Here is a 15,031-nt window from a genome sequence, read left to right as displayed (position 1 = left end):
CTAGCACTATTGTTAGGGATTTTTTATACCATAACTTATGAAAAAAACCAACTTATTAATAGTTGCAATTGCTATAGCAACTACATCCTACACTTTAGCACAAGATAAAATAGTCTTAAAAGGAAAAGAACTTTTTGGGGATATTCAGGCAAGACACATTGGCCCAGCATTGATGAGTGGTCGTATTACTGATCTTGAAATGCACCCAACAAACAACAAAATAATGTTTGCAGCCACAGCTGGTGGTGGTGTTTGGAAAAGTAGTAATGGTGGCGCATCATTTACCCCAGTATTTGACGATCACATACAATCTATTGGTTGTATTGCAATTGACCCATCTAAACCAGATCAAAATATTTGGGTTGGAACAGGAGAAACATGGACCAGAAATAGTGTTTCGATGGGTGATGGAATATACAAATCTACAGATGGAGGTCAAAACTGGAAAAATATGGGATTGCCAAAATCAGATCGTATTTCTTCCATTATAGTTGACCCTAAAAATAGTGATATCGTTTGGGTTGGAGTACTTGGAGCTTTATGGGGAGACAGCGACGAAAGAGGGATTTACAAAACCACTGACGGTGGAACTACTTGGCAAAAAATGTTTTATGTAGATGTTAAAACGGGTTGTTCTGATCTTATTTTGGATAAAAATAACCCAAATATAATGTATGCTAGTTTTTGGGAATTTAGAAGAACTCCATGGTCTTTTAGTTCTGGTGGAACGCAATCTGCATTATACAAATCAACAGATGCTGGAAAAACTTGGAACAAAATTCAAAACGGTTTTCCTGCCGGAAAATTAGGTCGAATTGCAGTAGCTATTGCTCCTTCGAATTCAAATATTTTATATTCCGTATTAGAAACTGAAAAAGCAGAGCTCAATGGATTATACCGTTCAGACGATGCAGGAGCAAATTGGAAACACCTTAATAGCGATTTTGGTTTGGTTGTGAGACCATTCTATTTTTCGAGAATTACTGTTGACCCAAAAAACCCAGATATCGTAGTTAAAGGTGGTTTGACTGGCTCAATAAGTCGTGATGGCGGAAAAACCTTCAAGAATTTAGGAAATATGCACGCAGATATTCATGATATAACTTTTGATAATTCTGACAGCAACCGAATGTTTTGTGGAACCGATGGTGGAGTTTACAGAAGTTGGGATGGAGGAAATTCTATGGAAATGGTAAGTAACATTCCTGTTTCTCAATTTTATCATGTAAGCATTGACGATAAAGAACCGTACAATGTTTATGGCGGATTACAAGACAATGGTTCATGGTATGGACCATCAAAAAGTCCTGGCGGAATTGAGTCTAGAGACTGGACACGTGTGGGTCAAGGCGATGGTTTTAGAGTTGTAAAACATGCAACAAAAAACATAATTTATAGCGAAGCGCAAGGTGCAGAAGCAGTTTGGCGTTATAATCTAGATACGCAAGAATTGATTACAATTCAACCACTTGCCGTAAAAGGAGATCCAAAATTGCGTTTCAACTGGAATGCACCAATGGAAACTAGCAATAAGCAACCCGACCGTTTTTATATGGCAAGCCAATTTGTTTATAAATCCGAAGACATGGGAAGAACATGGGTTAAAATCTCTCCAGATTTGACTACAAATGATCCTTTAAAATACAATACTGAAAAATCAGGTGGACTTTCAGTTGACAATTCGGGTGCCGAAAAACATTGTACTATTTTCACTATTGCTGAATCGCCAGTAAACGAAAAAGTAATCTGGGCAGGAACAGATGATGGTAATGTTCAAGTTACCAAAGACGGCGGAAAAACATGGACAAATGTAGTAGCTAATATCATTGGTTTACCCAAAAATACTTGGTGTTACCACATTGAAGCTAGCGTTTTTGGAGAAGGAACTGCTTATGCCGTTTTTGAAGGTCATGCCAAAAATGATTACACACCATACACCTACAAAACAATCGATTTTGGCAAAACTTGGAAATCAATAATTACCGCTGATGTAGATGGTTTTGTACGCAATATACAAGAAGATTACACCAATGAAAACTTATTGTTTTTAGGAACCGAAAAAGGTTTGTTTATCACTATCGACGCTGGAAGTAATTGGTCTCATTTCACGAATAACATGCCTAATGTTGCAGTACATTTTATAGCGTTGAGTAAAAAAACAAACGATTTAGTATTAGCAACTCACGGTCGTGGAATCATTATATTAGACGACATTAGCCCATTGCGCCAAATAACTCAGGAGGTTCTGACCAAAGATTTACATTTCTTTGATTTAAAGCCTGCCGTAATCGAAGAGCAATCTAGTTTTGGATCAACATCAGGTGAATTAGAGTTCATAGGAAACAATCCATCTTCGAGCGCGCAAATTATTTATTACCTAAAAAAGCGTCATACGCTTGGTAAAATGGACTTGGAAATTCAAGATGATAAAGGAAATAAAATTATATCCTTACCTCTTGGTAAACAAAAAGGAATTAATGTGGTGAATTGGGATTACAATACTAAAACTCCAAAAACAGCTAGTGGGAAAATTTTGAACAGAGCTGGATTTATCTCGCCACGAGTTCAAGAAGGAAATTTTAAAGTAGTAATTACTAAAGGTAAGGAAGTTTACAAACATGATTTCAAAGTTGTAAATGATCCAAAAAGTGCTATTTCAGCAGCCGACAGATTACAACAAAATCAAACGGCTCGTGCTTTATTCAATTTGAACGAACAGTTAGCTTATACCGTTTATGAAATAGATGAAACTGTAAAATTACTAACGCAACTTATCGAAAAAAACAAAGGCTATACTAAAGAAGGTACTAAAATTAAAACTGCTTTCGAAAACCAAAAAGCCAAAATGGTAATTACTACCGGTGATAATTATGTGGGCACAGCTGAAAAACAATTAAGAGAAAAACTAGGCGAATTATACTTTGATATTGCAGCAAATTTTACTGCGCCTTCTGCATCACAATTAGAAAGCATGGAAGCTATAAAAATAAGTTTTGATGGAGCATTAAATGAATTTAAAACGTTGAAATCTAAAAACGAAGCTTCCTATTTAAAACAAGCCAAAGAGCAAAATGTTTCTTTCGTACTAAAAACTTTCAATGAATATGTAGCAGAATAATCTATGAGTAAATGGTAACAAATACCGTTTTATTTTAGTCCCGAAGCGTAGGAATTACTAGAATAACTTTGTCATTCTGACGCAGGAAGAATCTGAACAAAATTAAGTAATAAGATAAGATTCTTCCTGCGTCAGAATGACAAATTACTAACTATTTTTTTGTTGGTAAATGCAAAGTTAAAATAGTACAAAACGTCAAGCTATGCTTGACGTTTTTTTTGTTTTAATATTTTAGATCAAACTAACCAAATGGTTCCTGAATAGATTTACTGGGTTGCGAAAACCATTTTGGACCGTCTTGGGTCATGTAAACACAATCCTCGAAGCGTATACCAAATTCTCCAATGATAGAAATAGTAGGTTCAATACTGAAACACATTCCGGGTTCTAATATTTTTTTGTTGCCTTTTACTATATTTCCCCATTCATGACCATCCATGCCAATTCCATGTCCTGTGCGGTGCGGAAGTCCAGGTAATTTATATTCTGGACCAAAACCTGCATCAGTTATTACTTTTCGGGAAGCAGCATCAACTGATTCACAAGTCGCTCCATTTTTTGCGGCAGCAAAACCAGCAGCTTGAGCTTGTTTCTCAAGATTCCATATTGCTACTTGTCGTTTAGTAGGTTCAGCGCCAAAAACTATTGTGCGTGTAATATCTGAACTATAACCATGAACGGAGCAACCACAATCCATTAATACAACATCTCCTTTTTTTAGTAGCTGTGGCTTTTTCGAACCATGCGGAAAAGCAGATGATAACCCAAATAAGCACAAAGCAAAATCAGCATTTCCGCCTAATTCAGTTTGTGCAGCCATAATCAAATTTGAAAGATCATCTTGCGACATACCTTCTTTTAATTTATCCACACTACTTTTTATCGCTGCTAGAGTAATATCATTTGCTTTCTGCATCAATTCTATTTCAACAGGAGATTTTATGATACGGCAAGGTATCGTTACTGGATCACCACTTACAAAGTTTAAATGCGGTGCTTCTTTCTGAATACCATCTACAATAAAAAAACGCAGTTTTTCTTCAATAGCAATTGTACCAGAAATGATTCCCGTATTTTTAAAAACATTTGCAATTAATTTATATGGACTTTCGTCTTCCTGCCAAGTAAATACCTTTTTTCCAATGCTCAACTGTTCTCGAAATCGGTCTTCCTCGAAAGCAGGGCAAACATAAGCTACTTCGCCTTTAGCAGGAATTACAGCGACTAGTGTTCGTTCGCTTGGCCACCATTTAATTCCAGTAAAATACTCCAGTGAAGTTCCGCAATCGAGTACTAATGCATCCATTTTTTGTTCCTTAAGTAAGCGTTGTGCTCTGGCAATTCTGGTCTCTCTTTCTGATACTGAAATGGGTACAACATCCGCTGTCATGGATTTTAGAATATTGTTTGAATCAACAGTTTGTGCTATCGCAACTGATGGATACGATTTAAAACTCGAAACCACTCCTGCTGCTGCCAATGCGGTGAGACTGATAAAATCTCTTCTTTTTATGGTCATAAAAACATTTTTATAAATGAAATAATTGAACTTAATGATAAACTCTAAATATCAAATGTACAAAACAAACTTTAAATTATTATAAATCAACTGCGAGCGATAACTAACCTATTCTCAATCCTTATCCCTATCTTTGCATTAGAAAACAAAACGATGATAAAAAAAATAATAACAAGTTTAATCACACTAATTTCAATATCGTGTACTCACACTATTGATAACAAAGAAATAATAAACAGTGCCGCAAAAGCTGACAATCTTACCCTAAAAAGTGTCGATGTATTACAAGAATCTAATTATTTTAATGTAATTACAGATTTAGAACAATCTGTAAAATCTTCGAAAGAAGCATGGAAAAATGCACCCGAACTGAACCAATTACACCGATTAAAAACAATTGATTACGTAAGTAAAAAGTTTCTAAAAAAACTAAATGAAGTTAATTATTTAAAGGAGGACAAAGTAATTGCGTATCGGTTTATAAAAACAGATAAATCAAAAGAATTCATAGGATATGCCGTTGTCTTATTTCATGAACAAAATCAAACTACATTGTATTATGAAATTCACGATGCTGCGAATGGCAATTATCCATCTGGAGTAAAACAATTAATCAATAGAGGTCTTACTGAGGAAATTAACAAAATTGAGGCGGAATATTACAAAAAACATCCATTAAAACTGAATTAGCAGGGCAAACGCGACAGTTTCAAAAATAAAAAATTAGCCACGAATTGCACGAATTAGCACAAATCCGTCAGCTATAATATTCCACTAATCTGCCAAAGGCAGATAAAATTCGTCAAATTTTATTTTATAATCACTAGAATTAGTGTTAATTCGTGGCAAAAAAATAACTGCTGCGTTTGCCCTGACTGAATTAGCTATAAAATGTTCTATTGTAAAATTATTTTGTATTGAATTCTCCAAAATGCCATAAGATTCCTGATGGATCGTGAACAAAACATTCTTTTCCCCAATCTAGATTTCGTACTGGAACTATTTTTACGGTTTCATATTTTGAAGTCAGTTCTAATGTTACTAATTCATCCCAAAAACGGTTCACATCAGCCACTTCCATAAAAACCATAGTGTTGTTAACCCAATCCTCAACATAGGCGTTTTGCAAATAAAAACCAAAACCATGGCTATCAAAATAACTCATATCAGCCGATAAAATACTTTCTTGGAATCCTAAATCCCGATAAAAATTAAGCGATATTTCATAATTTTTTGCCCCTATAAATGGTCGAATTGATTTTGGTTTGTGTTGCATTGTTTAAGGTTTTTTAAAGTTTCTGAGATTGACGATATGACAGATTAAGAAAGCTGTAAACTTTCGTTTAAGGCTTACTTTGCAAATACAAAATTAACTTCAAATTAAGACCAAAACCCGCCATATTGCCAAACTGCTGTTAGCCGTTCGTTGTTTTATTTAGTATCACAATCTTTATAAATCAATAGCAAATCTAACTTTATTTTTTCCGACACCACCAATTCGATTGTAAAATTTTACGGCTCGTTCATTAAAAGTTGGTGTTTGCCACTGGATATTTATGCAATTTTCACTTTCAGCAATCTCTTTTAAGTTTTCTATAATTTTCTCTCCAATTTTATAACCTCGAAAATTTTCTTCAATAAAAAGACAATCCATATACATAAAATCTTTCGCATCCCAAGTTGAAAAATCATAAGTATAGGTGGCGAAGCCACCTATTTTTTTATTTATTTCAACAATTAAACAATATAGTTTTGGATTACTTGAAAATATGGCACTTTTAAGAAGTTCCTGCTTTCCGTTTGGGTTATAATTTGCTTGTTCAAATTCTGCGTGTTTTTCGCATAACTCTACTAAAATTGGCAAATCATTAATCTCGCATTTTCGTATTATAAATTCCATTGTTGATTGATTTCAGTTTGTAAAAAAGTGATGAATTGATGAAAATACTCTGGATATGTTTTGTTGTTTAAAATTGCAATGAAATGATTTCTCTTTAATCCATTTCTGCCAATTTTTATGGGTTTTATTTTTGTGCTCTTTAAATAAGGTTGTAACGCCCATTTTGCCATAGACATAATTCCCATATCTGCTTTTACCATTTCTATGGATGCTTCAGTTAATGGTAAAGCAGTTATTTTTAAGGGCTTTATTTTCGCAGGTTCTAAAACTAATTGATGTATAGTAACTGTTTCTAAAGGAAGTGAATGAATTAATAAATGCTCGTTTTCAAAATCCTTTGCAACCACAAATTTTTTGTTTACCCACGAATGATTTTCAGAAACTACCATTACCATTTCATCCTGAAAAAGTTCTAAATACTTTATTTTCTCATTCTTAATTTGGTCACTTACAATAGCAATATCTAAAACATTGTCAAGTAGTTTTTGTAGTGGGTAATGTGTGGCTTCTGTTACTATTTTTAAATTTACATTTGGATATAAAATTTGAAACTGTTTTAAAACAGATGGCAACCAATGATAGCTTGAATAGCATTCTGTACTAATTCTTATTTCTCCAAATTCTCCAAAAACCATCTGTTTTATCTCAAGTTCGGCTTCTGAAAGTTTTTTGAGAATATCATTGGCTAAATTGTATAGTTTTTCCCCTGCTTTTGTCAAAACCATTTTTTTGTTTGTTCTCGAAAAAATAGAAGTTCCTAATTGAGATTCTGCTTCTTTCAATTGATGGCTCAAGGCAGATTGGGTTAAATGTAGTTTATCGATTGCCTTTGTTATAGTTCCTTCCTCAACAATTGCTTTAATTAATCTTAAATGTCTTATTTCCATTTGTCAATATTTATTTAGCAAAGAAACAACATTTAAACTTTGATTTGATATGAAAAAATTTAATGATTTAGATGAATTCTTTTCGTTTTCAGGAATAAAAATGTTGTTATAGTTTTGCCAATATTAATAATTTAACAAAAATAAAATGGAAGAACAAATTAAATATTACGAAAACAAATTAGCATTTGAAATGGATCCTTCGGACTTATTTGATGCACTTAATAATGAAGAAAATATCATTGCACTTGACGCAAGAAAATCTTTTGGGTTTGAAGCCGAACATATTCCAAATGCAATCAATATTCCTCATCGAGAAATGAATGAAGAAAGTACGAAACATTTAGATAAAAATATTTTGTATGTAACATATTGCGATGGAATTGGTTGTAATGCTTCTACAAAAGGTGCTCTAAATATGACGGAATTAGGTTTCAAAGTTAAAGAATTAATTGGTGGAATTGAATGGTGGAAGTTTGATGGATATGCAACCGAAGGTTTAAAAGGAAAAACTGGACAAGAAATTGAATGCGCCTGTTAAAATATTTGGGAACAACATCAATTTTTAATGTTGTTCCCTTATTTTTTTGAATTCTCCCCGGTTGCGTTACAATGACGGCTAACGTTCCGCCGCTTGGCAAGGTTGCGAACTTCGTAACCGTTTATTTTCCACTAAAGATAAAAATTCTTGCGAAACGCAAACGCGAACTTACCACAAAATTCGCAATTTCGAGAAACCGCTGTTACCAGCAGTATTTCTGTAAAGATTTAAGTTAATTTGTTTTTATATGCGCTAACACTTCAAATTTAATTCTGTTTTGACTTGAAGTTGAAGCTGATTTCGATGTTGAAGCTCCTGCACTAAAAACTTGTACAACAGAAACTTTTCCTCCTAAATCATCTTTATTTTCCTGATTTGTGGTAATTGCAATATCAAAATCAATCTTTGTGTATTGATTTTTAATTCCTTCTGACGAATTACTTTTTTCTCTTACATATGAACTTCCTTCTAAAATCCCGTCTGTAATTTGTTTAATTGTCTCCGATATAAAATCTTTTAGTTCCATTTGTTAAATTCTTTTTTTAAGTGGATAGTTTTTCGGAAAATATTTATTCTCCGGTTTGGTGGTAATATTGCTGGTAACTCATTTATACCAGCCATAAAATGTCAACAATTCGCTGAAATTTGGGTGGCTTTCAACCATAAAGGCATTGGCGTTTATTTAGCTAATATATACAAAATCTACTACAAATCAATCACAATAAAAATAATTCTACTATCGGATAGTATAAATATTTAATTTATCCGATATTAATTGTATCTTTGTGCAGTTATGTGGAAAATAGATTTAGGATATCGAGCAGAATTTCAATCAACCTTTGAACGATTGCACCAAAAAAAGCATGATTTGCAGGCCAGCAGACCTTTACCTAACATCGCTTTGAACAAAATCAGAGAAAGCTTATCGATAGAATGGACCTACAATTCTAATAGTATTGAAGGCAATACTTTGAGCTTACGAGAAACTCAAATGGTGCTTCAAGAAGGAATTACCATCAAAGGAAAATCGCTTCGAGAACATTTTGAAACACACAATCACGATAAAGCAATAGACTATTTGTACCGTATTGTAAGCGATGATTATGTGTTGCGCAGTATTGATATTCTTTCAATTCACAGTCTGGTTTTACGCTCTATCGAAGAGGATTTTGCAGGACGAATCAGAAACGGTGGTGTTCGCATTTCGGGCGCTAATTTTGTTCCGCCAAACGCCAATAAAATTTCGGATTTACTAGATGAATTGATTGATTTTGTCAACACCAATCCTTTAGAATTGAACGACATTGAATTGGCGGCAATCTTTCATCATAAACTGGTTTGGATACATCCTTTTTTTGATGGTAATGGTCGTACGGTTCGGTTGTGTATGAATTTATTGTTGATGCGTTGTGGTTTTCCGCCGGCTATTATTCTCAAAAATGATAGGAGTAAATATTACGAAGCACTCCATCAAGCAAACAATGGCAAGTATCAAAAACTTATGTTGTTGATGTGTCAGGCTTTGGAACGCAGCTTAAATATTTACTTGAATGCGATGCCAGACAACGATACTGATTTTCAAAAAATTTCGAACATTGTTAGCGAACCAAGTTCTCCTTACGGTCAAGAATATGTTAGTTTACTGGCTCGAACTGGCAAAATTGACGCCTATAAAGAAGGTCGAAATTGGTTCACTACCAAAGAAGCAATCGAGGATTATATCCTCACCCGAAAAAGAAAACGTTAGCTTTGAGTTAGCGTTTTTTTATGTCTACTTTTAACATAAACTTCCAAACTGTTGCATCGAAAGAACAAACCAAAACCGTAACTTTGCTTCCACTCCCGAAACTTCGGGACAGAATTTTTAAAAAAATATGCTAGATACAAACAATACAATTGAAGTTCAAGGTGCGCGAGTACACAATCTAAAAAATATAGATGTTACCATTCCTAGAGAAAAATTGGTAGTCATTACTGGGCTTTCGGGTTCTGGGAAATCATCCTTGGCTTTCGACACGATTTATGCCGAAGGACAACGCCGTTATGTAGAAACATTTTCGGCTTATGCGCGACAATTTTTAGGCGGACTAGAACGTCCAGATGTTGATAAAATTGATGGCCTTTCACCAGTTATCGCCATTGAACAAAAAACTACCAGCAAAAGTCCACGCTCGACTGTTGGCACCATTACCGAGATTTATGATTTCTTGCGTTTGCTTTTTGCTCGTGCCGCTGATGCGTACAGTTACAACACAGGCGAAAAAATGGTTTCTTATGACGATGAGCAAATCAAGAATTTGATTATTCAGGATTTTGCAGGAAAGCGTATCAATATTCTCGCTCCAATTATTAGAGCTAGAAAAGGACATTATGCCGAATTATTTCAACAAATTGCTAAACAGGGTTTCTTGAAAGTTCGCATTAATGGCGATATCAAAGACATTACTACGGGAATGAAACTCGACCGATACAAAACACACGATATTGAGATTGTAATTGATCGAATTGCAGTTGAAGAAACCGAAGAAACTCAAAAAAGATTATCCGAAAGTATCAACATCGCTATGCATCAGGGCGAAAATGTGTTGATGATTTTAGAGCAAGACTCAAATGAAATTCGGTTTTTTAGTCGGAATTTAATGTGTCCTACAACAGGGATTTCCTACCAAAATCCAGAACCCAATTTATTTTCGTTCAACTCTCCAAAAGGCGCTTGTGACCATTGCAAAGGTTTGGGAACGGTAAACGAAATTAATATCAAAAAAATTATTCCGAATCCAAAAATATCCATAAACAAAGGTGGTTTTGCTCCTTTGGGCGAATACAAAAGCAGTTGGATGTTCAAACAACTGGAAATCATTGGCGAAAAATACATTTTCAAATTAACGGATCCTATTTCAAATATTTCCGAAGAAGCAATAGAAATGATTTTGAATGGTGGCAAAGAAAAATTCTCGGTCGAATCGAAAGTTTTGGGCGTTACCAAAGAGTACAAAATTGAATTTGAAGGCATTGCACATTTTATCAAAAACCAACACGACGAAAGTGGTTCTGCAACGATAAAGCGCTGGGCAAAAGAGTTCATGGACGAAATTAACTGTCCCGTTTGCGAAGGTTCACGATTGAAAAAAGAAGCGCAATTCTATAAAATCAACGAAAAAAACATTACCGAATTATGCGCTATGGATATTTCGGATGTCACGGCTTGGTTTCTGGAATTAGACAAACATTTGTCTAGCAAACAAAAAACGATTGCCACCGAAGTTATTAAGGAAATCAAAGACCGATTGAACTTTTTGATGAATGTAGGGTTAGATTATTTGGCGTTAAGCCGAAGTTCGAAATCGCTTTCGGGCGGCGAAGCACAACGCATTAGATTGGCAACTCAAATTGGCTCGCAGCTGGTGGGAGTTTTGTATATTCTGGACGAACCGAGTATTGGTTTACACCAAAGAGACAATGATAAATTAATTCATTCCTTGGAGCAATTGCGTGATATTGGCAACTCCGTAATTGTGGTCGAACACGATAAAGACATGATTGAACGCGCTGATTATGTGATTGATATTGGTCCAAAAGCAGGAAAATATGGTGGCGAAATCATCAGCATTGGAACGCCACAAGAAACGTTGGCTTCAGAAACGATTACAGCTCAATATTTGAACGGTACAATGAAAATCGAAGTTCCAGCAAAACGCCGAGAAGGAAATGGGAATTTTCTTAAACTAACAGGAGCAACAGGAAATAATCTGAAAAATATTTCGATAGAATTGCCGCTGGGCAAAATGATTTGTGTTACGGGAGTTTCTGGAAGCGGGAAATCGACTTTGATAAATGAAACCCTCTACCCTATTTTGAACGCCTATTATTTTAATGGTGTCAAAAAACCACAACCGTACAAAAAAATAGAAGGTTTAGAACACATTGACAAAGTAATTGACATTGACCAAAGCCCGATTGGGAGAACGCCACGCTCGAATCCTGCTACTTATACCGAAGTTTTTACCGAAATTAGAAATCTGTTTACGATGACTTCCGAAAGTATGATTCGAGGTTATAAAGCAGGACGTTTTAGTTTTAATGTAAAAGGCGGACGATGTGAAACCTGCGAAGGTTCTGGCGTGAGAACGATTGAAATGAATTTCTTGCCCGATGTTTATGTAGAATGTGAAACCTGTCAAGGCAAGCGATTCAACAGAGAAACATTAGAAATTCGATTTAAAGGAAAATCCATTTCGGATGTGTTGAATATGACTATTGATGAAGCCGTTCCTTTCTTTGAGATGATTCCGAAGATTTATAGAAAAGTCAAAACTTTACAAGATGTGGGCTTGGGTTATATCACGCTCGGTCAGCAAAGCACAACCCTTTCTGGTGGCGAAGCGCAACGCATCAAACTGGCGGGAGAATTAAGTAAAAAAGATACTGGAAATACGTTTTATATCTTGGATGAACCCACAACTGGTTTGCATTTTGAAGACATTCGCGTGTTGATGGAAGTGATCAATAAACTGGTAAATAAAGGGAATACGATTTTGATTATTGAACATAATATGGATGTAATAAAACTGGCGGATTACATCATCGACATTGGTCCTGAAGGTGGAAAAGGTGGCGGAGAAGTTGTTGCGAAAGGAACACCCGAAGAAGTTGCCAAAAATAAAAAGAGTTATACTGCGCAGTTTTTGAAGAAAGAGTTACTTTAGCTTGTATGTAAGGATTAATTCAAAGCTTCCAGCCTTTTAGAGGCTGGAAGCTCTAAAAAACATAAAAAATGAGATTAGAAGATTTTGATAACGACGAGGACAAAGTGATCCAAGATAAACTCAAACAAAAAACTTGGAATGAGATACGAACCAATGACAGTTGGGCGATTTTTAAAATTATGTCCGAGTTTGTAAACGGTTATGAAAACATGGGACGCATTGGTCCGTGTGTATCCATTTTTGGGTCTGCACGGACAAAACCTACAGAAAAATATTATTTACTTGCTGAAAAAATTGCTTACAAGTTAAGCAAAGCCGGTTATGGAGTCATAACTGGTGGCGGACCTGGAATTATGGAAGCTGGAAATAAAGGGGCACATCTTGGTGGTGGAACTTCGGTGGGATTGAATATAGAATTGCCTTTTGAACAACATTACAATCCGTATATTGACAGAGATAAAAATTTAAATTTCGATTACTTTTTTGTTCGTAAAGTAATGTTTGTCAAGTACTCACAGGGTTTTGTTGTGATGCCTGGAGGTTTTGGGACTATGGACGAATTGTTCGAAGCCATCACATTGATTCAGACCAAAAAAATTGGAAAATTTCCAATAATATTAGTTGGTTCTAGTTTTTGGGCTGGTCTAATCGAATGGATAAAAACCGTTTTGGTCGAACAAGAACAAACCGTTAGTGCAAAAGATTTAGACTTATTCAAAATCGTTGATACGGAAGATGAAGTAGTGGATGTTTTGGATAAATTCTATAAAAAATATGATTTAAGCCCTAACTTTTAATATTCAAGCTGTCTAAAAAACAGCTTTTTTATTTAATTTTTAACTTCAAATTATGGTTTTATATAACTGATTTTAAGTACATTTATTTTTTTAACTTTTTTGAAACCTATCGTTGAAATCATTCCATACAATACTCTTATTTATTCTTGTTTTATTCTCAGGTGAAAAACAATACGGACAACATCATTCTCAAATGATTGTAGCGCTCAATACGGATAAAAAAACACTGAATATACAACAACAAATTACCTTTTATAATCAATCAAAGGACACTCTTTCTGAGCTCGTTTTGAATGATTGGAACAATGCTTATTCAAGCAAAATTACTCCGTTAGCCAACCGGTTTTCGGATGAATTTTATAGAGGTTTTCATCTCGCAACTGAAAAAGAACGGGGAAGTACAACTAATTTATCAGTCATTAGCGAAGATAAACTATTTTTTACATGGGAAAGAACTCTAAAAAACCCTGATTATATTGTAGTCAAATTATTCGAAAAGTTAGCACCAAATCAGAAAATTATTTTGAATCTTACTTATATTGCAAAGGTTCCAAGTGATAAATTTACAAAATATGGTTTTGCTGCGAGTGGCGGTATGAACTTAAAAAATTGGTTTTTAACTCCTGCACGTTATGAAGATTCTAATTTTATCAAATACAATAATAACAATTTAGATGATATTGCAAATGCAATTTCGGACTTTGATATAACTATAAAAATTCCAAATAATAGTGTGTTAACAACTGATTTAAATATTGAAAAAAATGTTTTGAATACTACTCATTCGAGCTACAAATTAACTGGAAAAAATAGAACCGATTTTAGTCTTTTTATTGAACCCAAAAATAGTTTTAGTAGCTTTAAAAATAGTTCAATCGAAGTCCTCACAAATTTAAATCACAACAAGTTAGACGACATCCAAAAAGCTATCATTGTTGATCGTGTCGCTAATTTCACTAAGGATTTAATTGGCGAATATCCACACGATAAAATTACGGTTTCACAGGCTGATTATGACAAAAACCCGTTTTATGGTTTGAATCAATTGCCTTCATTTATAAGTCCTTTTACGGATGAATTTATGTATGAAGTAAAGTTTTTAAAAACCTATTTAAACAATTATTTAAAATCGAGTTTACACTTAGACCCAAGAAAGGACAATTGGATTTATGATGGAATTCAAGTATATGCAATGATGCAATATATCGAAGAGAATCACCCAGAAAGTAAAATGCTCGGTTCAATTTCTAAACTCAAAATATTAAAAGGGTACAATTTAACCCAAGTAAATTTTAATGAGCAATACAGTTATTTTTATATGTTAATGGCGCGAAGAAATTTGGATCAGCCACTTGGAGATTCAAAGAATACTTTAATCAAATTCAATGAACAAATAGCCAGTAAGTATAAATCTGGTTTAAGTTTACGATTTCTGGATTATTACGTTCAAAATAATGCCGTATCTAATAGTATTAAACAATTTTATATTCAAAATCAGGTCAAGCAAGTTTCTAGAATAGATTTTGAAATCATACTAAAATCAAATAGTAATACAGATATTAATTG

General features: G+C 34.3%; 11 protein-coding genes and 1 pseudogene. 7 read left to right on the top strand and 5 right to left on the bottom strand.

Annotated features, from left to right (window positions below; all coding sequences use genetic code 11):
• Positions 1–37: 37 nt before the first annotated feature.
• A complete protein-coding gene (locus tag RMO53_RS10205) occupies positions 38–3,118 on the top strand; it encodes a VPS10 domain-containing protein (protein WP_310380250.1) in 3,081 nt (1,026 codons plus the stop codon).
• A 241-nt stretch (positions 3,119–3,359) separates the two neighbouring features.
• On the opposite strand, the gene RMO53_RS10200 is transcribed toward RMO53_RS10205, so the two are convergent.
• Entirely contained in the window at positions 3,360–4,637 is a 1,278-nt protein-coding gene (locus tag RMO53_RS10200; protein ID WP_310380248.1) for a Xaa-Pro peptidase family protein, read from the bottom strand.
• A gap of 153 nt (positions 4,638–4,790) precedes the next feature.
• On the opposite strand from RMO53_RS10200, the gene RMO53_RS10195 reads away from it, so the two are divergent.
• Positions 4,791–5,327 (top strand): hypothetical protein, encoded by a 537-nt coding sequence (locus tag RMO53_RS10195; RefSeq protein WP_310380246.1) that lies wholly within the window; start codon positions 4,791–4,793, stop codon positions 5,325–5,327.
• Between the two features lie 217 nt (positions 5,328–5,544).
• On the opposite strand, the gene RMO53_RS10190 is transcribed toward RMO53_RS10195, so the two are convergent.
• From RMO53_RS10190 to RMO53_RS10180, 3 genes are all read right to left on the bottom strand, one after another.
• Positions 5,545–5,913 carry a glyoxalase gene (locus RMO53_RS10190; RefSeq protein ID WP_310380244.1) on the bottom strand — a complete coding sequence of 123 codons (369 nt, stop codon included), beginning with the start codon at positions 5,911–5,913 and terminating at the stop codon, positions 5,545–5,547.
• 174 nt (positions 5,914–6,087) lie between these two features.
• Positions 6,088–6,537 (bottom strand): GNAT family N-acetyltransferase, encoded by a 450-nt coding sequence (locus RMO53_RS10185; RefSeq protein ID WP_310380242.1) that lies wholly within the window; start codon positions 6,535–6,537, stop codon positions 6,088–6,090.
• Entirely contained in the window at positions 6,525–7,424 is a 900-nt protein-coding gene (locus RMO53_RS10180) for a LysR family transcriptional regulator (protein ID WP_310380240.1), read from the bottom strand. The genes RMO53_RS10185 and RMO53_RS10180 overlap by 13 nt, the downstream gene beginning before the upstream one ends.
• Before the next feature lie 145 nt (positions 7,425–7,569).
• Between RMO53_RS10180 and RMO53_RS10175 the strand changes: the two genes are divergently transcribed.
• Positions 7,570–7,962 carry a rhodanese-like domain-containing protein gene (locus tag RMO53_RS10175; protein WP_310380237.1) on the top strand — a complete coding sequence of 131 codons (393 nt, stop codon included), beginning with the start codon at positions 7,570–7,572 and terminating at the stop codon, positions 7,960–7,962.
• 232 nt (positions 7,963–8,194) lie between these two features.
• Here RMO53_RS10175 and RMO53_RS10170 read toward each other — a convergent pair whose 3' ends face one another.
• Entirely contained in the window at positions 8,195–8,488 is a 294-nt protein-coding gene (locus RMO53_RS10170; protein WP_310380235.1) for a hypothetical protein, read from the bottom strand.
• Between the two features lie 267 nt (positions 8,489–8,755).
• On the opposite strand from RMO53_RS10170, the gene RMO53_RS10165 reads away from it, so the two are divergent.
• The 4 genes and pseudogenes from RMO53_RS10165 to RMO53_RS10150 all read left to right on the top strand — a co-directional run.
• Positions 8,756–9,709 carry a Fic family protein gene (locus RMO53_RS10165; RefSeq protein ID WP_310380233.1) on the top strand — a complete coding sequence of 318 codons (954 nt, stop codon included), beginning with the start codon at positions 8,756–8,758 and terminating at the stop codon, positions 9,707–9,709.
• Positions 9,710–9,836: 127 nt separating this feature from the next.
• On the top strand, positions 9,837–12,668 hold the full coding sequence (gene uvrA, locus RMO53_RS10160) for an excinuclease ABC subunit UvrA (RefSeq protein ID WP_310380232.1): 2,832 nt from the start codon (positions 9,837–9,839) through the stop codon (positions 12,666–12,668).
• Between the two features lie 68 nt (positions 12,669–12,736).
• On the top strand, positions 12,737–13,465 hold the full coding sequence (locus tag RMO53_RS10155) for a TIGR00730 family Rossman fold protein (protein WP_310380230.1): 729 nt from the start codon (positions 12,737–12,739) through the stop codon (positions 13,463–13,465).
• A 112-nt stretch (positions 13,466–13,577) separates the two neighbouring features.
• Positions 13,578–15,031 (top strand): annotated as a pseudogene (locus RMO53_RS10150) (aminopeptidase); the annotation flags it as partial.

This window comes from Flavobacterium sp. (assembly GCF_031409475.1).
Classification (GTDB): Bacteria; Bacteroidota; Bacteroidia; order Flavobacteriales; family Flavobacteriaceae; genus Flavobacterium.
The sequence above is the reverse complement of the archived record's forward strand: the minus strand, read 5'-3'. Positions and strand labels throughout refer to the sequence as shown.